Source organism: Lutibacter sp. (genome assembly GCF_030692605.1).
Classification (GTDB): domain Bacteria; phylum Bacteroidota; class Bacteroidia; order Flavobacteriales; family Flavobacteriaceae; genus Lutibacter.
Genome location: NZ_JAUYUD010000095.1, coordinates 19,423 through 40,744 on the forward strand (window position 1 = coordinate 19,423; position 21,322 = coordinate 40,744).

The window sequence follows — 21,322 nt, forward strand, 5'->3', positions numbered from 1 at the left end:
ATTAATTAGAAATTACTCTTTATATCAGTACCACGTGTTGTGGAAAAACTAATTTTTAAAGCATCAATATCTCTAAGTTTTTCTTTAATATCAATTATAGTTCCAACATTAGCTTCCTTGTCTGCTTTTATAGAAGTTGTCATAAACTTAACTTCTTCTTCCTTTCTTGACGCACGTTCAGAAAATATAAAACTTATAACATCCTTAACATCAATTATTTTATCATTTGCTTGAATTTTATCTCCAGAAACTCTTGAATCCTTTGATTTTCCAACATAAATGGTACTTACTAAACTTTTTTGCTCTAACTTTTTAACTTCACTAGCTTGAGGTAAAACTGGTTTTTTAATTACTAAATCAGTTTCTCTCATAGTTGTAGATACCATAAAAAAGAACAATAACATAAATACAATATCAGGTAACGATGCCGTAGATATAGCAGGTAATCCTTTTTTCTTCTTTTTAAACTTGCTCATGTCTGATATTTATTTTATTGGTTCAGGTTCTGAAATAATTTGAGGAAATTTATCCTTCAAATTACTTATTTTAACATTTATACTCTCAGAAGGATTATCTGAATACTCCTTTAATAACTCATCATAAGATCTATTGTATAATCTTTTACCTAAATCATTTCTTAATTGATTATAAGCCGCTTCAATTTCATTTTGAATTGAAATATACATTCCATACGAAGTTCCTCTATCACTTTGAAGTGAAATAATAGCTTTTGTAGGATGATCTGAAGATGAAGGATCTTTATCCCCTGTGCAATAATCGCAAGGTTCTGCAGGTTTCCCATCTGTTGGAGTACTTAATCCGCCACCATTATTCAAAAATTTCATTGCTAAGCGTTTAACATCTGTAACTTGCACATATTCATTTTCAACTAAAAGCTGATTATTTCTATTTACAACAATATCTAAAACGTTTTTTTCCTTAACAATAACATCTGACTTTATATCTGTTTTTTCAGGCAATTTTCTTGCGATACCCGAATCCACATCCATAGTGGTAGTTACTAAGAAAAATATTAAAAGCAAGAACGCAATGTCTGCCATTGAACCAGCATTAATTTCTCCAATTTCTCTTCTTGCCATAACTATTTTATTTTAATAGTGATTTTACAAAGTCACTTGCAAAGGCTCCAAAGCCAATTACTCCTAAAATTGCACTATAATTTATACCTGTACTTACCCATTTCGAAACGCTTCCCGCTTCTCCATCAGGTAATACATTTCCCATCGCATCTGTTACAGCTGCATCTGAAGCTAAAACATATGAAATTACTAATATTACAACCAAAACACCAACTCCCATCATGGTTCTTTTTAAAACATCAGGGTGCTTGGCAAGGTTAAGCATAGAGTAACCTACTGCAATAATAATAGTAATTGCTAACAAAATAATCGAGAAAGTAATAAATGGCGCTACAATTGAATCTGAACCGCCACTTGCAAGTGAAGCTGTAATAGCTTCATCACCTTCAGCCATAATTCTAAAGAAGAAAAATATGCCAATAAAACCAATTATTCCAACGATTATTGTTAATATTTTTGAATTTTTATCACTCATAATTCGTTTTATTTTTTATATCTAACCAAAAGGTCAACAAGTGAAATTGATGCATCTTCCATACCGTTAACAATACTATCTACTTTAGAAATAATATAGTTATAAAATACTTGAAGAATAATTGCAACAACTAAACCAAATACTGTTGTTAATAATGCCACTTTAATACCTCCTGCAACAACTGTTGGTGAAATATCTCCTGCAGCTTGAATTGAATCAAATGCACTAATCATACCAATTACAGTCCCCATGAAACCAAGCATTGGAGCTAAAGCAATAAATAAAGATAGCCAAGAAATATTTTTCTCAAGTAATCCCATTTGAACACCACCATAACCAACAACTGCTTTTTCAGCTGCATCAACACCTTCATCCATTCTATCTAAACCTTGATAAAAAATAGAAGCAACTGGTCCTTTTGTATTTCTACAAACTTCCTTTGCAGCTTCAACACCTCCTGAAGATAATGCATCGTCAACGGCACTTACTAATTTTTTAGTATTAGTAGTTGCCATATTTAAATAGATAATTCTTTCAATTGCAATAGCTAATCCTAAAATTAAGGTTACTAATACAATACCCATAAAGAAAGGTCCACCTTCAATAAAACGTTGTTTTAATTCTTGGTGAAAGGTTTTAGTTTCTGCTGCATCTATTGCAACTTCTTCTGTGTTTGCTGCATCTTCTTGTGCGTATGCTTGAGGTGCTGCTCCGAATAACAATAATCCTGTAATCGCAAGGATAGTAAATACTCTTTTCATCATGTAATAGTTATTTATTAATTTTCTGGTTAAATATATGATTTTTATTTCAAACAAACGAGTCTTTTTAAAGAGTATGAAGAATATTTATCTTCTTAATCACCTTTATTTGTGACTTCTTTTGCGTTTGGCAAGTAACAAAAAAATGTTGAATTTTAAAAATATAATATGCACTTTAAAATATTTTTACAGAATGTTCCATTTTTTTTATTTTTCACAATAAAATACCCATATTGTAACTATTTATTAAATTTTTTTCCATTAAAAACATTTTTAGTTGAAAAACAAATTATTCTCAATTGCTAATTTCACCTCTTAAAGAAGTAGTGAAAATTGATTTAAAGTCCTTTTTCGGAATTTTTTCACCTAACATATACATGAGTTTAGCCAAAGCAGATTCTGTAGTAATATCATTACCGCTAATAATTCCAATTTTATTCAATTCAATACTGGTTTCATATTGCCCCATAATAACATTACCACCAATACATTGAGTTACATTTATAATTTGAATTCCTTTTGAAACAGCCCCTTTTAAAAGATTAATAAACCACGCTTCATTGGGTGCATTTCCTGAGCCATAAGTTTCTAATACAACTCCTTTCAACCCTTTAATTTCTAGCATACTCTTAACTATTTCTTTTGTAATACCCGGAAATATTTTAAGAATTACGATATTATTATCCAATTTTTTTCTAACCTGTAATTGTTTTGTTGTGCTATTTTTAAAAAACAACGATTTATTGAATTTTAAATGAACCCCACTTTCACATAACGGCAAAAAATTTGGCGATGTAAATGCGTTAAAATGCTCTGCATTTACCTTTGTAGTTCTATTTCCTCTATATAATTTATATTCAAAATAGAGGCAAACTTCTTGCACAATAGGTTTTCCGTTTTCTTGTGCAGAAGCAATTTCAATAGAAGTTATAAGGTTTTCTTTGGCATCTGTTCTCAAATCTCCAATTGGAAGTTGAGAACCCGTAAAAATAATTGGTTTTGATAAGTTTTCGAACATAAAACTAATGGCAGAAGCGGTAAAAGACATAGTGTCGGAACCGTGCAATACAACAAAACCATCAAACAAATTATAATTTTCTTCAATAATTGTTGCAATTGAAATCCATTTTGAAACATTCATGTTAGAAGAATCTATTGGTTCTTCAAACGAAATACTGTCGGTTGTACAATTAAGGTGGTTAATCTCCGGAATGTGTTTTATCAATTTATTAAAATTGAAGGTTTTTAATACTCCCGTTTTAAAGTCTTTTACCATTCCAATGGTACCACCGGTGTAAATTAATAAAATATGAGGGATTTTTGCCATTTTGTCGTGTCTATAGTTTTGGAATAATTTATGTTGTAAATTTACCAAATTTAAAACACAATACTAAAAAAAGAAATTATGGGATTTTATATATTAATTGGAATTATTGCCCTAGCAAGTTGGTTAGTTAGCAATAAATTAAAGAGAAAATTTGCATTCTACTCCAATGTTCAACTTCGAAATGGGTTAAGTGGGAGAGAAATTGCTGAAAAAATGCTTCACGACCATGGAATATTTGACGTAAAAGTTATTTCAGCCGCTGGAAAATTGACGGATCATTACAATCCTGCAGACAAAACCGTAAATTTAAGCGAATCTGTTTATAATGAACGAAATGCTGCTTCAGCTGCTGTAGCAGCGCACGAAGTTGGTCATGCTGTTCAACATGCTCAGGCATATCAATATTTGGAAATGAGATCAAAATTAGTTCCTGTGGTGTCAGTTACTTCTAATTTTTCACAGTGGCTGGTAATTGGTGGTCTAATTTTAGGTGCAGTATCTAGTAGCGCAAGTGGTATTGGACAAACTATAGCTATAATTGGACTGTTAATGATGGCTATGGCAACAATATTTAGTTTTATTACCTTACCTGTTGAATATGACGCAAGCAATAGAGCGTTGGGTTGGCTAAAATCGAACAATATGCTCACGGATGCTGAACAAGATGGTGCAAAAGATTCGTTAAAATGGGCGGCAAGAACTTATTTAGTTGCTGCAATTGGCTCTTTAGCAATGCTACTTTACTGGGGTTTACAGGTTCTAGGTTCTAGAGATTAACTAACCTGTATAAAAATATTAAAGGGGGTTGAGCACCTGTTCAATCCTCTTTTCCTTTTTAAAGAAATTATAATTTAATCTGTCTATTTATTTGCTGATCTAGTGAAATAAAAGTTTCAGTTCGTGCTACTCCTTTTATAGATTGTATGTCTTTATTTAATAAACTCATTAAATGTTCATTATCTCTACATAAAATTTTAATGAAAATTGCATAATTACCAGTTGTATAATGACTTTCAATAACTTCTGGAATTTCTTTTAAACGGTTTAATGCTGCCGAATATTTACTTGCAGTATCTAAAAATATTCCAACAAATGCAAGGGTTTTATAACCTAAAACCTTTGTATTTATCTCAAATTTTGAACCTGTAATTAAACCTGATGCTTCTAATTTTCTTAACCGTTGATGAATGGCCGCTCCAGAAATTCCAATTTTTTTGCTAATACGTAGAATGGGCGTTCTTGCATCTTCCATTAAATAAGATAAAATTATTTTATCTATACCATCAATATGTAACTCTTTTGACTTCATTAAGTTTAAATTTGAAATTAAAAGTAAAAAAATAAAGGATATGAAACATCATATCCTTTATTTTAATTTATATTTAAAACTATATTTATTATTCTTTTTCAATAATAAAGTCATCCATAAATTTAGTCGTATAATTTCCTGATATATAATCTGGATGGTCCATTAATTGCCTGTGAAATGGTATGGTTGTTTTTATTCCCTCAATCACAAATTCATCCAAAGCTCTTTTCATTTTACTTATTGCCTCTTCCCTAGTTTGAGCAGTTGTAATAAGTTTAGCAATCATAGAATCGTAATTTGGAGGTATTGTATACCCTGCATACACATGAGTATCAATTCTAATACCATGACCTCCTGGTAAATGAAGTGTTGTAATTTTTCCTGGTGAGGGTCTAAAATCTTTATAAGGATCTTCAGCATTAATTCTACATTCTATAGAATGCAATTTTGGCAGGTAATTTTTACCTGAAATTGGTATTCCAGCTGCAACTTTTATTTGCTCATAAACCAAATCGTAATCTATTACTTGTTCCGTAATTGGGTGTTCTACCTGAATACGAGTATTCATTTCCATAAAATAGAAATTTCGGTGTTTATCTACCAGAAACTCAACAGTACCAACACCTTCATACGCAATATATTCAGCTGCCTTAATAGCTGCCTCTCCCATTTTTTTTCTCAATTGAGGGGTCATAAATGGTGATGGTGCCTCCTCAGTTAATTTTTGATGACGACGTTGAACAGAACAATCTCTTTCAGATAAGTGACAGGCTCTACCGTATGCATCACCAACAATTTGAATTTCAATATGACGTGGTTCTTCTATTAATTTTTCCATATACATGGCATCATTTCCAAAACTAGCAGCAGCTTCTTGTTTGGCTGAATCCCAAGCTCCTTGTAATTTGCTTTTCTCCCAAACAGCGCGCATTCCTTTACCACCGCCACCAGCAGTTGCCTTTATCATTACAGGGTAACCCATTTCATCGGCTAAACTTTCAGCTTCTTCAAATGTATCTAATAAACCTTCTGAACCTGGAATTGTAGGAACACCAGCAGCCTTCATGGTGGCTCTAGCCGAAGCTTTATCTCCCATTTTATTAATCATATCAGCTGAAGCACCAATAAACTTAATGTTATAATCTTCACACATCTTAGAAAATTTGGCGTTTTCAGACAAAAATCCATAACCTGGATGAATAGCATCTGCATTGGTTATTTCTGCAGCCGCCAAAATAGCTGACATTTTTAAATAGGATTCACTACTTGGAGGAGGACCTATGCAAACCGCTTCATCAGCAAATCGAACATGTAAACTTTCCTCATCTGCAGTGGAATAAACGGCTACGGTTTTAACACCAATTTCTTTACAAGTTCTAATAACTCGCAAAGCTATTTCGCCTCTATTGGCAATTAATATTTTTTTAAACATAAATTCTTTAAATTTTCAATAATCAAAAACATACTCCATTACATTTAAAATGGAATTTAGCATTGAAAATTGGGATTTATATTAAGATGGATCCACTAAAAATAATGGCTGACCAAATTCGACTGGTGTACCATTTTCTACTAATATTTTAACTATTTTACCCGAAATTTCAGATTCTATTTCATTAAATAATTTCATTGCTTCAATAATACAAACAACGGTATTATTAGAAACAATATCTCCAACTTCAACAAACACAGGTTTATCTGGTGAAGATCTTCGATAAAACGTTCCAATAATTGGAGATTTTATCTCAATATATTTACTTGATATTTCAGCTGCTTTAATTTCAGCAGAAACGGTTGGCTGAGAAACTTGTTCTCCAGATGAAGCAACCATTGGCATTTGTTGCATGCCCATTGGAGCTTGTTGAATATAGGTCGTTTCAGAACGTTCACCTCCTGTTTTAATGGTTATTTTAATATCTTCCATCTCCAACTTTACTTCGCTTGCGCCAGATTTAGCAACAAATTTAATTAAGTTTTGAATATCTCTTAAATCCATATTCGAATAGTTTTAGGTTGTTAATTTATTAAGAATTATATGCCCATTTAAAGTAAATAGATCCCCAAGTGAATCCACCTCCAAATGCAGCAAAAATTATAGTATCTCCTTTTTTTAATTGTGTTTCGTAATCGGCAAGTAATAATGGTAAAGTTGCAGAGGTCGTATTCCCATAATGCTCAATATTCATCATTACTTTAGAACTTTCTAATTTTATTCTATTTGCAGTCGCTTCAATAATACGTCTATTTGCCTGATGTGCCGCTAACCAATTTACATCTTTTTTGGTTAAATTATTTCTTTTTAATATTTTGACAGCTACATCGGCCATATTAAAAACGGCATTTTTAAATACTGTTTTCCCATCTTGATAAACAAAATTCTCTCTTTTATCAATAGCCTCCTTTGTAACAGGATACATTGAACCACTTGCTTTCACTTGTAAAAAATCTCTTCCTGCTCCGTCACTTCTTAAATATTCATCTTGTAAACCAAGACCTTCAAAATTAGGTTCAAATAAAACTGCACCTGCGCCATCTCCAAAAATAATGCAGGTAGCTCTATCGGTATAATCTATCATAGACGAGCATTTGTCTGCACCAATTAGTAGTATTTTTTTATATCTGCCAGACTCAATATATTTTGCAGCAACAGACATTCCGTATAAAAAACTAGAGCAAGCCGCTTCTAAATCAAACCCAAAAGCATTAACGGCTCCAATTTCACTTGCAACAAATGCAGCAGTTACAGCAGCTTGCATATCAGGTGTAGCAGTGGAAACTATTACTATTTCAATTTCGGCTGGGTCTAATTTACTCTTTTCAATTAAGTTTTGAGTAGCTTTAATGGCCATAAAAGAAGTTCCTTTACCTTCTCCTTTTAAGATACGGCGTTCTCTTATTCCAGTTCTTGAAAAAATCCACTCATCATTAGTATCTACCATTTTTTCCAACATTTCATTCGATAAAATATCGTCTGGTACGTATTTTCCAATGGCGGTTATGGCTGCAGTAATTTTTGTCATAAATTAATTTCTTTTAGTTAAAAAAGAGGCTCAAATGTAGTGAATTTTATTCTTAAACTTTGGTTAAAAAATTCACTTTTTTGATAAAAAAGAGGTCAAAAAACAAAAAAAACTCTCAAAATTGAGAGTTTTTTGCCTAAAACCGAGTTTTATTAAGCTTGAATAATTTCTTCTGAATCTATTACGATTTGACCTCTATAATAAAGTTTTCCTTCGTGCCAATGTGCTCTATGGTATAAATGAGCTTCACCCGTTGTAGGATCTATTGCAACTTGAGGAGCCACAGCTTTGTAATGAGTTCTTCTTTTATCTCTTCTCGTTTTCGATATTTTTCTTTTAGGATGTGCCATTGGTTGTATTTTTATCTATTTGTATATTTTTTAATTTACTCCAAACAGGATTTATTTCCTTGTCTGTTTCGGCTTCTGCCTCTTGTTCTTGCTCTAATTCTTCATGTGATTGAAGTTCAAACTCTTTCAATTTATCAAGTATTTCCGAACTTAACGAGCCGTCTAAAACTCCTGGATGAATTCTTTTAAATGGTATTGCTAAAGCAATTGCTTCATATATATATTGTGCAACATTTACTTTAAAATCCATATGAGGTAAAATCAATAATTCCTCATTCTCATCATTGTATTCTTCACCAAATTTAATAATTAAATTCAATTCATCTTTAATAGAATAATGGTATAACTCATTTGTTAGATCACAGGCAAGCTCGACCCATCCATTAAAATTGAACGTTAATTCAAAAATAGTTGCCTTTTTTAAAAAAGACAAATTCACGGTTACTTCAGAATTATTAAACTCTTCGTACTTAAAAAAATCAAAGAACTTTTGTTCAATTATGTATTCAAACTGATGGATTCCTTCTTTTAATCCTACAAAAGAAATATCAAACTCCTTTAAATCTTTCATATTAGAACTTCAATTTGAGCGTGCAAAGATATAATTATATCTATAAATATTAAAATTTTTTTTGAAAATTTAATGATCTTCCTTTTGAACGCTAATTTTTAAAGTGTTTTCAATCAAACTTTTATATTCAGTTCTTGTTTTATAAACTTTTAAAGCAGTAAAAACCGCTTCTTTAAAAGAATTTATATTGGCTTTATTTTTACCTGCTATTTCATAAGCAGTACCGTGATCGGGTGATGTTCTAATCTTATCCAATCCTGCAGTATAATTTACACCTTCTCCAAATGACAGTGTTTTAAAGGGCGCAAGCCCTTGATCGTGGTACATTGCCAAAATAGCATCGAAATTTTTATAATTGCCTGAACCGAAGAAACTATCTGCTGCATAAGGTCCATAAATTAATTTACCTTCCTGCTGGATTTCAGCAAGAGTTGGTCTTATAATTTCATCATCTTCAGAACCTATTACACCATTATCTCCACAATGCGGATTTAAACCTAAAACTGCAATTTTTGGTTTTGTAATGGCAAAATCGCGAATAAGTGTTTTGTGCAGAATTTCAACTTTCTTTTTTATTAATGCTGAAGTTACCTCAGATGCAATTTTTGAAACTGGAATGTGACCAGTTATAAGTCCTATTTTTAAATTTTCAGACATTAAAATCATTAAACTTTCTCCGTCTATTTTAGACTCTAAATATTCAGTATGACCAGGAAATTTAAAATTTTCTGATTGAATGTTATCCTTATTAATAGGTGCCGTAATCAACACTCCAATTTCATTAACTAATAATGCATTGGTTGCTGCTTCTAGTGATTTAAAAGCATATGCTCCTGCTTCTTTCGATATTTCCCCAGGATTAATTTCAAATTCTTCGTTCCACAAATTAAGCACGTTTAATTTTCCATCAATAGCATTCTCAACTCTTTTAATACCATTAATTTGTATGTCGAAATCAATAAACTTTTTATAGGCCGAAATCAGTTTGGCAGAAGCAAAAATAACAGGCGTACAAAAATCAAACATTCGTTTGTCTGAAAAGGTTTTTAAGATAATTTCTATACCTATTCCATTATAATCTCCAATAGAAATACCAAGTATTATTTTTTCAGAATTGTCCATAAATAAGGTTAATTATATGTATTTTTGAATGGGTCAAAAGTAATCAAATAAAATTGAAAAAAATATGTTTACAGGAATTATAGAAACTTTAGGTGTTATTAAAAATTTAGTGCAAGAAGGTGATAATTTACACATTACTATAGAAAGCACTATCGCATCCGAATTAAAAATAGATCAAAGTGTAGCGCATAACGGCGTTTGTTTAACTACCGTTGCAACTAATAATAATAAATATACGGTAACCGCTATAAAAGAAACCATCGATAAATCCAATTTTAAGAATTTAACCATTGGAGATAAAATTAACCTTGAAAGAGCTATGATTTTAGGTGATCGGTTAGACGGGCATATTGTTCAAGGACACGTAGATCAAACAGCTATTTGCACTACTATTGAAGAGCAAAATGGAAGTTGGTTTTATACTTTTGAATATGACAAAGCATTGAGCAATATTACTATTGAAAAAGGTTCCATAACTGTAAATGGAGTAAGTTTAACTGTGGTTAATTCTGGCGAAAGCACTTTTTCTGTGGCTATAATACCATATACGCAAGAACATACTAATTTTCACACTTTTAAAAAAGGTACGATTGTAAATTTAGAGTTTGATGTAATTGGAAAATATGTAGCCAAATTATTGGTAAAATAAAGTTAGTTTTTCTTTTTTAAATTAAAAACACCATAAACCAAACCGGCAGCAAGCAAATAAAGCAACCCTCCATCAATAGGCAAACCAACAGGTATTGGTGGTTGAGCAATAATGACTGTTTTTAAAAATAAAAAAAAGCAAATACTTAGAAAGTATTTATTTATTTTAAGTTTCATTTTGGGGTTGGGGTTACAATTTTTATTACATAATTTCAAATCATAGAATTTAACAAATGTACTAATTTTATAATATGGAACGAAAAACTTTATGAATTGTTATGCTGTTTAGGTTTTATAATGTTAGATAATTTGATAAAAAAGAGTCAAAAACAAGGTCAATTTATTGTTTAATAATTATCCAACTTGGTGTTATTTAACTTTTTCAAGACCAAAATAACGCAAATATAATTTTTTAGAATCTGTGCAAAAATTAAATTGTTTTTATTAAGAAATAAAACTGTCTTCCTTTTTTTGATGACAAATTATAATCATAATTGAATTACATTTATATATTTACTGCAAAATAATTTAAAAAATGGAATCAAAAAATAAAAATATAGTTTCAGGTAGTTTTTTAAAAAATTACAGTAGTATTTTATTGCTTTTAGGCGGTATTGTAGTTGGAAGTATTTTAGGTTTAATTTATGGAAAAGACGTGTTAATCATAAAACCATTGGGTGATATTTTTCTAAACTTATTATTTACGGCTATTATTCCACTTATATTTTTTACAATCGCTTCTTCCATTGCTACGTTAGATAAAACAGGGAAACTTGGAAAATTATTTGGTGTTGTTATAGTTGTTTTCTTAGGTACTATACTTATTTCATCTGTTTTAATGATAATTGGCGTTTTGATTTTTCCAATACATCAAGACATTATTTTATCTGAACTTCCAATAGAAAGCATTGAATTAGGAAGCCCAGGCTCGCAAATTACACAGTTGCTTACTACCAATGATTTTTTTGAATTATTATCACGAAAAAACATGTTAGCTTTAATATTATTCTCCTTTTTAGTGGGTTTTGCTACATTACAATCTGGAGAAAAAGGGCACTATTTTAAGAATTTTTTGAAGTCAGGTGATGAAGTAATGAAACAATTGCTTCATATAATAATGAAAACTGCACCAATAGGATTAGGTGCCTATTTTGCCTACCAAGTAGGAATTTTTGGTCCCCAATTATTTGGCGCGTATGCAAAACCTTTAGGACTTTATTATGGCGTAAGTATTTTTTATTTTATCGTATTTTTTAGTTTCTATGCCTTTTTGGCTGGTGGGAGACATAGCTTAGGTGTTTTTTGGAAAAATAATATTACTCCATCATTAACTGCTTTAGGAACATGCAGCAGTATTGCAACCATACCAGCGAATTTAGAAGCTGCTGAGGATATGAAAATTCCATCTTACATTAGCAACGTTACAATTCCGTTGGGAGCACCTTTACATAAAGATGGTTCTGCCATGTCGTCCATTATTAAAATTGCTGTTCTTTTTGCAATGTTTGGTAAAGATTTTACAGATCCAAGCACACTTCTTTTAGCATTAGGGATTACGGTAATAGTATCTGTGGTTGAAGGTGGGATTCCAAATGGTGGTTATATTGGCGAAGTACTGGCAATTACAGTTTATGGTTTCCCAATGGAGCAAGCTTTACCAGCTGCTATGATTATTGGAACCTTAGTTGATCCAGTTGCCACTTTATTGAATGCTAATGGCGACTTAGTTTCTGCAATGGTTGTTGCTCGAATTTCAGAAGGTAAAAAATGGTTATCAAAAACTGCTAATCTTTAAATTGATAAAACAAGTTAAAAATATCTAGCCTTTTCAAATTAAATATAGCTAACTCACAGTCTCTTTTTTTAAAACAATTAAGTCATTTCAAAAAAAAAGTTACGCTATTGAAACGTAACTTTTTAACTTCTATGTGGTCCCACTTGGGCTCGAACCAAGGACCACCTGATTATGAGTCAGGTGCTCTAACCAACTGAGCTATGGGACCTAAATTTAGGATGCAAAAATAATACATATTTATGGTATGAACAATTTATTTTTCAGAAAAAATAATTAATTATTTTTTTATCTTAGCAACAAACTTCTAATATGAACAAAATTATAATTTTACTCACTTTTATAAGTTTCACATCACTGATTGTAGTTGGTCAAAATTCTGAGTTGGCACCTCATCGATTTATGGATGATGTTCGGTTTGGTGGTGGTATAAATATGTCTTTTGGAACTAATTACACCACTTTTTCAATTTCTCCAAGTGCCCTTTACGATTTTTCTAATTCTTTTGCAGCTGGGTTTGGTTTAAAATATGTGTATGTTAAAACAAAATCCGGGTATGAATCTACTACCAACATATTTGGAGGAAGCATTATTGCCTTATACAAACCTGCTTCTAATTTTCAAATTTCAAGTGAATTTGAACAATTAAAGATGGATAAGAAATTTTATTTCCCTGAAAATGTTTCTGCTTGGCAACCTGCATGGTACTTTGGAATAGAATATGTAACAGGAAATATTGCTATGGGATTGAGATATGATGTTTTATTTGATAAACAAGAAAATTTATTATATTCTTCTGCTTTAAGTCCAGTATTTAGAGTTTACTTTTAAACCATACTTTTTGAAATTCTCGTTTTAAAATAACGAATGAAATTTGATCGACAGCCTCATTCATATTTTCAAATTGAATTTGGCTGAGTTCTTTTTCCGAAACATCAATTCTATATAACAGATTTAAGTAGCCGTCGTAATTAGTTGCAATCAATTTAACTAATACTGTTTTTAACTTTTCCTTTAATTCTTCAGGAGAAATAGTTTCATGAAATTGTTCTTCAAGGTTTGCTAAAAGAAAATCCTTGTTCAATTGCCCTACCAACTTTGTAAATAAACTTTCCGCAACACTTTTTTCTAATAATAAATCTGAGTTTAAGGCTAACATTACACACTTCTTTTCATTAGTGTTTTTCCGAAATTTTTTAAAACCTCCTTCTTATCTTCAGTTATAGAAAGCTGATCTAAAAAACTAAATGCCTTTTGGGTATACTGTTTTATTTCTTGAATAGTTTGTTCGGAAACTTGGTTTCTTTTAAAAATATTGGTTACCGCTTCAACTTTTTCATCAACTCTTGAATTTGAACCATACCAGTGCAACAAATCATTCTTATCTACATCATTTGCAATTTCTAAACATTTTAAAAATAAAAAAGTTTTTTTATTTTCTAAAATATCACCTCCTATTTGCTTACCAAAAATTTTGGAATCTCCAAAAGTGTCTAAATAATCGTCTTGCAATTGAAAAGCAATTCCTAAGTTTAACCCAAAATTATAAATAGCCTCAGCCTCTTTTGTTTTTGCATTTGCAATTATAGCACCCATTTGCATAGCAACAGCAACTAAAATAGATGTTTTATAAGTAATCATTTTAATATACTCAACAATTGTAACATCATTTCTAGTTTCAAAATCTACATCAAATTGTTGTCCTTCACAAACCTCCAAAGCGGCTTTATTAAAAACATAAAGCAACTCACTTTGCAATTGTGGTTCATAACTTTCAAAACATTTATAAGCCATAATCATCATAGCATCACCCGATAAAATTCCTGTATTTACATCCCACTTTTTATGCACAGTTTCCTCTCCTCTTCTTAATGGAGCATTATCCATAATATCATCATGTATTAAGGTGAAATTATGAAAAACCTCAACCGCAAGAGCAGCATCAAAAGATTTATTGTAGTCTCCATTAAATAAATCACAGGTCAGTATGGTTAAAATTGGGCGCAATTTTTTACCACCTAACTGCAACATATAATAAACAGGGTTGTATAAATTAACTGGCTCTTTAACAATTACTTGTGAGTTTAAATAGGTTAAAAAATCTTCTTTATAGGTATCAACGGTTTGCATACAATTTAATTTTGAGTAAAAATACATCATTCATTTCAACTTTAAAATAAAGATATTCTCATTCATTTAAAAAAATATTTAAAAACTATGGAAACTTATTTGGTGTTTAAAGTTTCCTTTTTTATATTTGCACACTATTTTAAATAAAATTCAATAATTATGAAGTGTGAAATTCTTCAAAAAGCTGGAGAAATTTTTCTAAAACTCGGTTTTAAAAGTGTAACCATGGACGATATTGCCAATGAATTAGCTATATCAAAAAAAACTATCTATAAACACTTCAAAAATAAAGAAGAATTAGTAGATGAAACCACCGTGCATTTACATGATATAATGCATAAATCTGTACTATGCATTTGTGAGAAAGGATTCAATGCCATTCAAGAAAATTTTGAAATTAAAAAAATGTTTAAAGATTTAATGAAAAATTCTGATGATTCACCAATATATCAACTTAAAAAATTCTATCCAAAAACATATACTAGAATGATGGAAAAAGAATTTTCTATGTTTAAAGATTGCATTTTAAATAATATTGAAAAAGGTATTGAAGAAGGTTTGTACAGAAAAGAAATAGACAAAGATCTTACTACAAAATTTTATTTTTCATTAGCTATGAGCGTTCACGATTCCTCTTTGTATACCTACAATAAAAACACATTAAACAAATTAGAAACCAATGTTCTTGAATATCATACAAGAGCTATTGCAACATTAAAAGGATTACAAATTTTAGAAGAACAATTAAAACAAAACGAATTTTAAGAATGAAACAACACCTACTAATAACTCTAGCAGTATTTTTAAGCTTGTCAGCTGTTTCTCAGGAAAAAATGAATTTATCTCTTGAGCAAGCAATAGACTATGCACTTATAAACAGTTATGCCACCATTAATGCAACGCGAGATATTGACGCTGCCAAAAAGAAAAAATGGGAAACAACCACTATGGGTTTACCTCAAATAAGTGCCAAAATAGATTATCAAAATTGGATAAAGCAACAAGTTTCATTAATTCCAGCCGAGTTTTTTGGAGGAAATCCTGGCGAATTTGCTGAAATTGCCTTTGGAACAAAACACAGTATGAATGCAACTGCCACATTAAATCAACTGATTTTTGATGGCTCTTATTTAGTTGGGTTACAATCTGCCAAAACTTATTTGAAAATTTCTGAAAACGCAAAAGAAAAAACCGAACTAGCAATTAGAGAAGCTGTTATAAATGCTTATGGTAACGTGCTTTTAAGTGAAGAAAGCATTTTAATTATTCAGAAAAATATTTCATCGTTAGAAAAAAATTTAAACGAAACCAATGAGATTTATAAAAACGGATTTATTGAAGAAGAAAGTGTAGAGCAATTACAAATAACCTTGTCTTCTCTTAAAAGTTTATTATCAAAAACGCAAAAATTAAACAGTATCGCTTATAAAATGCTCAATATTACACTGGGAATTGAAATTAATTCATCTGTAATATTAATTGACTCTCTGAGCAAATTGGCTGCTGCAAACAGCAATATAGAATTGCTTTCAAACAAACTAACTATCGAAAATCATATCGATTTTAAAATTGCTAAAAATAACCAAAGAGCTAATGAACTTTTAGTTCAGTTAGAGCAAAGTAAAGCATTGCCAAGCCTGAGTAGTTTTGTGAATTTTGGATACGCTGGTTTTGGGCAAGCCTTCGATTTTACAAAAAAAGAACAAAAATGGTTCGATTCCTCTTTATTAGGTGTGAGTTTGGAAATTCCAATTTTCAGCAGTTTAGCTCGAAGCTCCAGAACTCAACAAGCAAAAATTGGGTTGGATAAAGCAACCACTGAACTAACAGAAACCGAACAAAAATTATTACTTCAACTCGAAGCCGCTAAAACAGAATACAACTATAGTCTAGAGGAGTTAGCTACCTCAAAACAAAATTTAGCATTGGCAGAGCGTATTGAGAATAAACAACAAATAAAATTCTTTGAAGGAATCTCAACAAGTTTTGAGCTATCGGAATCCCAACGACAATTATACGCAATGCAACAAAATTATTTACAAGCAATGTTAAACATAATTGCAACTAAAGCTGCATTAGACAATGCCCTAAACACACCAATTAACAACTAGAAAATTTTTAAAAATGAAAAAAATAATAGCACTCCTAATTACAGCAACCTTCATAATTTCTTGTGGAGACGAGGTTAAAAAAACCTCTCTTGATACGCTGAATATTCAAAAAACAAACTTAATAACCCAAATAGATAGTTTAAATAAAGAATTAAAAAATATTGAGGATCAAATTTCAAAATTAGATACCACCAAAAGGCTTCATATTGTCACTGTTTTACCAGTAAAAAACGATGTTTTTAAACACTTTATAGAAATTCAAGGTGTAGTTAAGGCAGATAAAAATATTGAAATTAGTCCTGAACTAGGAGGAACTGTGAAAACTATTTTCGTAAAAGAAGGTCAGCATGTTTCGGCTGGTCAAACACTGATTCAGTTAGATGACACTTCTATAAAAAGTAGTATCGCAGAATTAAATACGCAATTAACGTTGGCTAAAACTACTTTTGATAGACAAGAGCGTTTATGGAATCAAAAAATAGGTTCAGAAATGCAATATTTACAGGCTAAAGCTCAAAAAGAAGGATTAGAAAACAACCTTGCTTCTTTAAAAACTCAAGCTAAAAAAATGAAAATCATTGCTCCTTTCAGCGGAATTGTTGATGAAATTTTCCCAAGAATTGGCGAATTAACAAGTCCTCAAATGCCAACCGTTCGCCTTCTAAATTTAGACAATGTGTATGTTGAAGCCGATGTTACCGAAACCTATTTACCCGTTGTAAAAGTTGGTACCGAAACAGTTTTAAAATTTAACTCTATAAATAAAGAAATTAATTCAAAAATTTCTCAAGTTGGTAATTATATAAATCCAGATAATAGAAGTTTTAAAACCCGAATAAATATCTCTAATAAAGATCAAACTATTAAGCCAAATCTATTAACCAATTTAAAAATAGTAGATTTTAAGGAAGAAGGTTTAATAATTCCGTCCGAATTAGTACAAAAGGATCAAAATGGAAATGACTATGTATTTACGATTAAGTCTAATAAAGGCGGAAACGTGATTGCAAAAAATATAATTACTGTTAAAAAAGAATACAATAAAGAAACGTTGGTTAGCGAAGGATTAACTAAAAACGACACATTGGTAAACTTAGGATCGAGAATTGTAAAAGAAGGTGATATTGTTAAAATCAACCAAAAATAAATTGTCAATCATCACTAGAACACTATTAAAATGAATAATGTATTAAAAGAATTTAAACTATCAACTTGGTCTATTCATAACAAAATGACCGTGTTTGTGATTATTGGAATGATATTCTTGGCGGGTATAATTTCATACCAAAGTATGCCACGAGAGGCATTTCCAGAAATTGTAGTTCCTGAGGTTTTTGTTTCAACTCCATATCCCGGAAACTCGGCATTGGATATAGAAAAATTAATTACACGCCCTTTAGAGAAAGAAATAAATGCCATTTCTGGTGTTGACGAAATAGTTTCAACTTCTATTGAAGGGTTCTCATCAATTCAAATTAAATTTGATTTCAGCGTAACCCCTACTGAAGCTTTACGAAAAGTAAAAGACAAAGTAGATGCAGCAAAGTCAGGTAAAGATTTTCCTACTGATTTACCAGCAGACCCTACTGTGCAAGAATTAAACTTTGCCGAATTAATGCCCATCATGAACATTAATTTATCAGGCGATTTTTCTATGGATCAACTTAAAGAATATGGAGAGTATTTAGAAGATGAAATTGAAAAAGTTCCTGAAATTACTAAAGTTGATATCCGCGGAATTCAAGACAAAGAAATGGAAATTAGTGTTGATTTGTACAAAATGGAAATTTCTCAAATCAGCTTCAATGATATTTCCCAAGCCATTCAAAATGAAAATATGACTGTTTCTGGGGGCGATTTATTAGAAAGTGGAATTCGTAGAAATGTTCGGGTTATTGGAGAATTTAAATCAACCAAAGAGATAGAAGATATTATTGTAAAACAAGAAAACAACAACATTGTTTATCTTAGAGATATAGCCCTAGTTTCATTTAAGGAACAAGAAAAACAGAGTTATGCCCGCGAATTTTCACAGCCTGTTTTAATGTTGGACGTTACCAAACGTGGTGGTGAAAATTTAATTAATGCTTCTACTCAAATTGATCTAATTATTGCAAAAGCAAAAGAAGAATATTTCCCTTCTAATTTAAACGTTTCTAAGACCAACGACCAAACAAACGATACCAAAACAATGGTATCTGATCTGGAAAATAGTATTATTTTAGGAATCATTTTAGTTGTTTTAGTATTGCTGTTTTTCCTTGGAATTAGAAATGCCCTTTTTGTGGGTATTGCAATTCCACTTTCTATGTTTATGTCGTTTATTATTTTAAGTGCTTTAGGGGTAACTTTAAATACTATGGTGCTATTCTCGTTAGTAATTGCATTGGGAATGTTGGTTGATAATGGAATTGTTGTAGTTGAAAATATTTATAGATTATTGGATGAAGGATATTCTAAAATTGATGCTGCAAAATATGGAGTTGGTGAAGTTGCTATACCAATTATTGCATCAACGGCAACCACATTAGCTGCATTTTTACCTTTGGCTTTTTGGCCAGGAATTATGGGTGAATTTATGCGTTATTTACCAATAACTCTCATTATAGTGTTGAGTTCGTCTTTATTTGTAGCCTTGGTTATAAATCCTGTTCTTACTTCAGTTTTTATGAAAATTAAGGAAGATGAAGTAAATTTTAAAAATATTTTATTTTATAGTAGCTTACTTTTTACTATTGGAGTTCTTTTTATAATTGGAGGATTAATTTCAGAAATAAAAGCCTTAAATGCAATTGGATTATTACTTGTTTTAGCAGGATTATTAAGGGTTGTAAATACCAAATTTTTAACTCCTGCAACTGCGTGGTTTCAAAATATATTTTTACCTCGTTTAGAGAAATTTTATGAAAAAACATTGCAATTTTCATTGTATGATAATAGACCAAGACGGTTCTTTTTTGGAACTTTTGGCCTACTAATATTTGCCATTATATTATTTGGGATTTTTCCACCCAAAGTTCTTTTCTTTCCAGAAACACCTCCAAAACAAGTATATGTTTATTTGGAATACCCTATTGGTACAGACATAGAAGCAACCAACAAGCTTTCAAAAGAAATTGAAGCTAAAATTCAAAATCATCTTAAAAAATACGAAGTAAATGGAGAAAATACCCTAATAACTTCTGTTATAGGTCAAGTAGGTGAAGGTACAAGCGATCCAAATCAAGGTCAACAAGGTGGAACCACACCAAATAAAGCTAGAATTACAGTCGACTTTGTAAAATTTATGGATAGAGAAGGAATTAGTACCGATGATGTATTAATTGAAATTAGAGAATTAGTTCAAGAATTTCCAGGAGTAAATATTACAGTAGATAGGCCCGCTGACGGGCCTCCAACTGGCGCTCCAATTAATATAGAAGTTTCGGGTGATGATTATGAAGAATTATTAGCTTCGGCTGAAGATATTAAACAGTTTATTAATAACTCAAATATTTTAGGAATTGAAGAATTAAAATTAGATGTTGAACAAGGTAAACCAGAATTACCAATCATAATAGATCGTCTAAAAGCACGAAGTTTAAATGTTTCTACAGGACAGGTTGGCGATGTTTTAAGAACTTCATTATTTGGTAAAGAAATTTCTACTTTTAAAGATGGTGAAGATGATTACCCGATTAATATTAGATTGTCAAATAAATATCGTTATAATATTGACGCATTAATAAATCAAAAAATAACGTTTAGAAATCAAAGCGATGGTAAAATCGTACAAGTACCCATTTCAGCCATTGCTCATGCAGAGAAGTCCTCAACCTTTAGTGCTGTAAAGCGTAAAGATCTAAATAGAGTAATTACAATTTTCTCTAATGTAGTAGAAAATTATAACGCTACTGATATCAATGCTCAAATTCAGAAAGCCTTAGAAAATTACCATTTACCAAAAAACATTTCACTTTCATTTACTGGCGAACAAGAAACACAAGCTAAAGAAATGGCCTTTTTAAGTAAAGCACTTTTAATTGCAGTTTTTCTAATATTTTTAATTCTTGTTGGGCAGTTTAATTCAACATCAACTCCAATTATAATTTCATTAACTGTAGTTTTAAGTTTAATTGGTGTATTATTTGGCTTAATTATTTTTAGAATGGAATTTGTTATAATGATGACTATGATTGGTATTATTTCATTAGCAGGAATTGTGGTTAATAACGCCATTGTACTTATAGATTATACCAATTTAATTATGGAACGTAAAAGAGTTGAATTTGGTTTAGAAGCTGGCACCTTTACAAAAGAATTAATTTATGAAAGTATTGTTGAAGGTGGAAAAACACGTTTAAGACCTGTTTTATTAACAGCAATAACAACCATATTAGGTTTGTTACCTCTAGCAATAGGAATAAACCTAAACTTTATGACCTTGTTTACTGAGTTTGACCCCCAATTTTATATTGGAGGAGAAAATGTTGCCTTTTGGGGACCAATGTCTTGGACCATTATATTTGGATTAACATTTGCAACCTTCTTAACTTTAATTATTGTTCCTGTAATGTATTCTATGCTCAATAATTTGAAAATTAAGTTCCGTTATAAACAATAAATT

23 protein-coding genes and 1 tRNA gene are annotated in these 21,322 nt (G+C 30.8%); 8 read left to right on the forward strand and 16 right to left on the reverse strand.

The features are described 5' to 3' along the window. Nucleotides 1-5 precede the first annotated feature (5 nt). The 5 genes from Q8S45_RS09645 to Q8S45_RS09665 form a co-directional block, all read right to left on the reverse strand. Nucleotides 6-476: a biopolymer transporter ExbD gene (locus Q8S45_RS09645; protein ID WP_305604162.1), complete on the reverse strand. Its 471-nt coding sequence runs from the start codon at nucleotides 474-476 to the stop codon at nucleotides 6-8. A 9-nt stretch (nucleotides 477-485) separates the two neighbouring features. Then, nucleotides 486-1,100, reverse strand: coding sequence for a biopolymer transporter ExbD (locus Q8S45_RS09650; protein ID WP_305604163.1), 615 nt, complete (start codon nucleotides 1,098-1,100; stop codon nucleotides 486-488). A gap of 7 nt (nucleotides 1,101-1,107) precedes the next feature. Continuing rightward, entirely contained in the window at nucleotides 1,108-1,575 is a 468-nt protein-coding gene (locus Q8S45_RS09655) for a hypothetical protein (RefSeq protein WP_305604165.1), read from the reverse strand. Between the two features lie 8 nt (nucleotides 1,576-1,583). Next, on the reverse strand, nucleotides 1,584-2,336 hold the full coding sequence (locus Q8S45_RS09660; RefSeq protein ID WP_305604282.1) for a MotA/TolQ/ExbB proton channel family protein: 753 nt from the start codon (nucleotides 2,334-2,336) through the stop codon (nucleotides 1,584-1,586). A gap of 295 nt (nucleotides 2,337-2,631) precedes the next feature. Continuing rightward, nucleotides 2,632-3,663, reverse strand: a complete 1,032-nt coding sequence (locus tag Q8S45_RS09665) for an asparaginase (RefSeq protein ID WP_305604167.1) — start codon at nucleotides 3,661-3,663, stop codon at nucleotides 2,632-2,634. A 75-nt stretch (nucleotides 3,664-3,738) separates the two neighbouring features. Here Q8S45_RS09665 and Q8S45_RS09670 point away from each other — a divergent pair, with 75 nt between their 5' ends. Then, complete coding sequence (locus Q8S45_RS09670; protein WP_305604284.1) at nucleotides 3,739-4,440, forward strand: zinc metallopeptidase; 702 nt, start codon at nucleotides 3,739-3,741, stop codon at nucleotides 4,438-4,440. A gap of 67 nt (nucleotides 4,441-4,507) precedes the next feature. Here Q8S45_RS09670 and Q8S45_RS09675 read toward each other — a convergent pair whose 3' ends face one another. From Q8S45_RS09675 to pdxA, 7 genes are all read right to left on the reverse strand, one after another. Next, nucleotides 4,508-4,972 carry an Lrp/AsnC ligand binding domain-containing protein gene (locus tag Q8S45_RS09675; protein WP_305604169.1) on the reverse strand — a complete coding sequence of 155 codons (465 nt, stop codon included), beginning with the start codon at nucleotides 4,970-4,972 and terminating at the stop codon, nucleotides 4,508-4,510. An 88-nt stretch (nucleotides 4,973-5,060) separates the two neighbouring features. Then, complete coding sequence (accC, locus tag Q8S45_RS09680; RefSeq protein WP_305604171.1) at nucleotides 5,061-6,404, reverse strand: acetyl-CoA carboxylase biotin carboxylase subunit; 1,344 nt, start codon at nucleotides 6,402-6,404, stop codon at nucleotides 5,061-5,063. Between the two features lie 81 nt (nucleotides 6,405-6,485). Next, a complete protein-coding gene (gene accB / locus Q8S45_RS09685) occupies nucleotides 6,486-6,968 on the reverse strand; it encodes an acetyl-CoA carboxylase biotin carboxyl carrier protein (RefSeq protein WP_305604173.1) in 483 nt (160 codons plus the stop codon). 28 nt (nucleotides 6,969-6,996) lie between these two features. Further along, complete coding sequence (locus Q8S45_RS09690; RefSeq protein WP_305604174.1) at nucleotides 6,997-7,992, reverse strand: beta-ketoacyl-ACP synthase III; 996 nt, start codon at nucleotides 7,990-7,992, stop codon at nucleotides 6,997-6,999. 152 nt (nucleotides 7,993-8,144) lie between these two features. Continuing rightward, a complete protein-coding gene (gene rpmF, locus Q8S45_RS09695; protein WP_305604175.1) occupies nucleotides 8,145-8,342 on the reverse strand; it encodes a 50S ribosomal protein L32 in 198 nt (65 codons plus the stop codon). Continuing rightward, a complete protein-coding gene (locus Q8S45_RS09700) occupies nucleotides 8,329-8,913 on the reverse strand; it encodes a DUF177 domain-containing protein (RefSeq protein WP_305604176.1) in 585 nt (194 codons plus the stop codon). The genes rpmF and Q8S45_RS09700 overlap by 14 nt, the downstream gene beginning before the upstream one ends. 69 nt (nucleotides 8,914-8,982) lie before the next feature. After that, a complete protein-coding gene (gene pdxA / locus Q8S45_RS09705; RefSeq protein WP_305604178.1) occupies nucleotides 8,983-10,035 on the reverse strand; it encodes a 4-hydroxythreonine-4-phosphate dehydrogenase PdxA in 1,053 nt (350 codons plus the stop codon). Between the two features lie 64 nt (nucleotides 10,036-10,099). Here pdxA and Q8S45_RS09710 point away from each other — a divergent pair, with 64 nt between their 5' ends. Next, entirely contained in the window at nucleotides 10,100-10,684 is a 585-nt protein-coding gene (locus Q8S45_RS09710) for a riboflavin synthase (protein ID WP_305604180.1), read from the forward strand. 2 nt (nucleotides 10,685-10,686) lie between these two features. Here Q8S45_RS09710 and Q8S45_RS09715 read toward each other — a convergent pair whose 3' ends face one another. Next, on the reverse strand, nucleotides 10,687-10,860 hold the full coding sequence (locus Q8S45_RS09715; RefSeq protein WP_305604182.1) for a PID-CTERM protein-sorting domain-containing protein: 174 nt from the start codon (nucleotides 10,858-10,860) through the stop codon (nucleotides 10,687-10,689). A gap of 358 nt (nucleotides 10,861-11,218) precedes the next feature. Here Q8S45_RS09715 and Q8S45_RS09720 point away from each other — a divergent pair, with 358 nt between their 5' ends. Further along, nucleotides 11,219-12,478 (forward strand): dicarboxylate/amino acid:cation symporter, encoded by a 1,260-nt coding sequence (locus tag Q8S45_RS09720; protein ID WP_305604184.1) that lies wholly within the window; start codon nucleotides 11,219-11,221, stop codon nucleotides 12,476-12,478. 134 nt (nucleotides 12,479-12,612) lie between these two features. On the opposite strand, the gene Q8S45_RS09725 is transcribed toward Q8S45_RS09720, so the two are convergent. Next, nucleotides 12,613-12,686 (reverse strand) — tRNA-Ile (locus Q8S45_RS09725). Between the two features lie 101 nt (nucleotides 12,687-12,787). On the opposite strand from Q8S45_RS09725, the gene Q8S45_RS09730 reads away from it, so the two are divergent. Continuing rightward, nucleotides 12,788-13,306 carry an alpha-ketoglutarate decarboxylase gene (locus tag Q8S45_RS09730; RefSeq protein WP_305604186.1) on the forward strand — a complete coding sequence of 173 codons (519 nt, stop codon included), beginning with the start codon at nucleotides 12,788-12,790 and terminating at the stop codon, nucleotides 13,304-13,306. On the opposite strand, the gene Q8S45_RS09735 is transcribed toward Q8S45_RS09730, so the two are convergent. Together Q8S45_RS09735 and Q8S45_RS09740 are read right to left on the reverse strand one after the other, a co-directional pair. Next, the gene (locus Q8S45_RS09735; RefSeq protein ID WP_305604187.1) at nucleotides 13,290-13,634 is read right to left on the reverse strand and encodes a hypothetical protein; all 345 of its coding nucleotides are present in this window, start codon (nucleotides 13,632-13,634) and stop codon (nucleotides 13,290-13,292) included. The genes Q8S45_RS09730 and Q8S45_RS09735 overlap by 17 nt on opposite strands. After that, the gene (locus Q8S45_RS09740) at nucleotides 13,634-14,635 is read right to left on the reverse strand and encodes a polyprenyl synthetase family protein (RefSeq protein WP_371133011.1); all 1,002 of its coding nucleotides are present in this window, start codon (nucleotides 14,633-14,635) and stop codon (nucleotides 13,634-13,636) included. Before Q8S45_RS09740 ends, Q8S45_RS09735 begins: the two co-directional genes overlap by 1 nt. Nucleotides 14,636-14,764: 129 nt before the next feature. On the opposite strand from Q8S45_RS09740, the gene Q8S45_RS09745 reads away from it, so the two are divergent. From Q8S45_RS09745 to Q8S45_RS09760, 4 genes are read left to right on the forward strand one after another with little or no spacing between them, the layout of a single operon-like run. Further along, entirely contained in the window at nucleotides 14,765-15,370 is a 606-nt protein-coding gene (locus Q8S45_RS09745; protein WP_305604188.1) for a TetR/AcrR family transcriptional regulator, read from the forward strand. 2 nt (nucleotides 15,371-15,372) lie between these two features. Beyond that, nucleotides 15,373-16,716 carry a TolC family protein gene (locus tag Q8S45_RS09750; RefSeq protein WP_305604190.1) on the forward strand — a complete coding sequence of 448 codons (1,344 nt, stop codon included), beginning with the start codon at nucleotides 15,373-15,375 and terminating at the stop codon, nucleotides 16,714-16,716. Between the two features lie 13 nt (nucleotides 16,717-16,729). Then, complete coding sequence (locus tag Q8S45_RS09755) at nucleotides 16,730-17,863, forward strand: efflux RND transporter periplasmic adaptor subunit (protein ID WP_305604192.1); 1,134 nt, start codon at nucleotides 16,730-16,732, stop codon at nucleotides 17,861-17,863. 30 nt (nucleotides 17,864-17,893) lie between these two features. Further along, on the forward strand, nucleotides 17,894-21,319 hold the full coding sequence (locus Q8S45_RS09760; RefSeq protein ID WP_305604194.1) for an efflux RND transporter permease subunit: 3,426 nt from the start codon (nucleotides 17,894-17,896) through the stop codon (nucleotides 21,317-21,319). Nucleotides 21,320-21,322 lie beyond the last annotated feature (3 nt).

Bases quoted from the DNA above. Each gene is read 5' to 3' on its own strand.
- Q8S45_RS09645 (WP_305604162.1), bottom strand. From the start codon at position 476: ATGAGCAAGTTTAAAAAGAAGAAAAAAGGATTACCTGCTATATCTACG.
- Q8S45_RS09650 (WP_305604163.1), bottom strand. From the start codon at position 1,100: ATGGCAAGAAGAGAAATTGGAGAAATTAATGCTGGTTCAATGGCAGAC.
- Q8S45_RS09655 (WP_305604165.1), bottom strand. From the start codon at position 1,575: ATGAGTGATAAAAATTCAAAAATATTAACAATAATCGTTGGAATAATT.
- Q8S45_RS09660 (WP_305604282.1), bottom strand. From the start codon at position 2,336: ATGAAAAGAGTATTTACTATCCTTGCGATTACAGGATTATTGTTATTC.
- Q8S45_RS09665 (WP_305604167.1), bottom strand. From the start codon at position 3,663: ATGGCAAAAATCCCTCATATTTTATTAATTTACACCGGTGGTACCATT.
- Q8S45_RS09675 (WP_305604169.1), bottom strand. From the start codon at position 4,972: ATGAAGTCAAAAGAGTTACATATTGATGGTATAGATAAAATAATTTTA.
- accC (WP_305604171.1), bottom strand. From the start codon at position 6,404: ATGTTTAAAAAAATATTAATTGCCAATAGAGGCGAAATAGCTTTGCGA.
- accB (WP_305604173.1), bottom strand. From the start codon at position 6,968: ATGGATTTAAGAGATATTCAAAACTTAATTAAATTTGTTGCTAAATCT.
- Q8S45_RS09690 (WP_305604174.1), bottom strand. From the start codon at position 7,992: ATGACAAAAATTACTGCAGCCATAACCGCCATTGGAAAATACGTACCA.
- rpmF (WP_305604175.1), bottom strand. From the start codon at position 8,342: ATGGCACATCCTAAAAGAAAAATATCGAAAACGAGAAGAGATAAAAGA.
- Q8S45_RS09700 (WP_305604176.1), bottom strand. From the start codon at position 8,913: ATGAAAGATTTAAAGGAGTTTGATATTTCTTTTGTAGGATTAAAAGAA.
- pdxA (WP_305604178.1), bottom strand. From the start codon at position 10,035: ATGGACAATTCTGAAAAAATAATACTTGGTATTTCTATTGGAGATTAT.
- Q8S45_RS09710 (WP_305604180.1), top strand. From the start codon at position 10,100: ATGTTTACAGGAATTATAGAAACTTTAGGTGTTATTAAAAATTTAGTG.
- Q8S45_RS09715 (WP_305604182.1), bottom strand. From the start codon at position 10,860: ATGAAACTTAAAATAAATAAATACTTTCTAAGTATTTGCTTTTTTTTA.
- Q8S45_RS09720 (WP_305604184.1), top strand. From the start codon at position 11,219: ATGGAATCAAAAAATAAAAATATAGTTTCAGGTAGTTTTTTAAAAAAT.
- Q8S45_RS09730 (WP_305604186.1), top strand. From the start codon at position 12,788: ATGAACAAAATTATAATTTTACTCACTTTTATAAGTTTCACATCACTG.
- Q8S45_RS09735 (WP_305604187.1), bottom strand. From the start codon at position 13,634: ATGTTAGCCTTAAACTCAGATTTATTATTAGAAAAAAGTGTTGCGGAA.
- Q8S45_RS09740 (WP_371133011.1), bottom strand. From the start codon at position 14,635: ATGATGTATTTTTACTCAAAATTAAATTGTATGCAAACCGTTGATACC.
- Q8S45_RS09745 (WP_305604188.1), top strand. From the start codon at position 14,765: ATGAAGTGTGAAATTCTTCAAAAAGCTGGAGAAATTTTTCTAAAACTC.
- Q8S45_RS09750 (WP_305604190.1), top strand. From the start codon at position 15,373: ATGAAACAACACCTACTAATAACTCTAGCAGTATTTTTAAGCTTGTCA.
- Q8S45_RS09755 (WP_305604192.1), top strand. From the start codon at position 16,730: ATGAAAAAAATAATAGCACTCCTAATTACAGCAACCTTCATAATTTCT.
- Q8S45_RS09760 (WP_305604194.1), top strand. From the start codon at position 17,894: ATGAATAATGTATTAAAAGAATTTAAACTATCAACTTGGTCTATTCAT.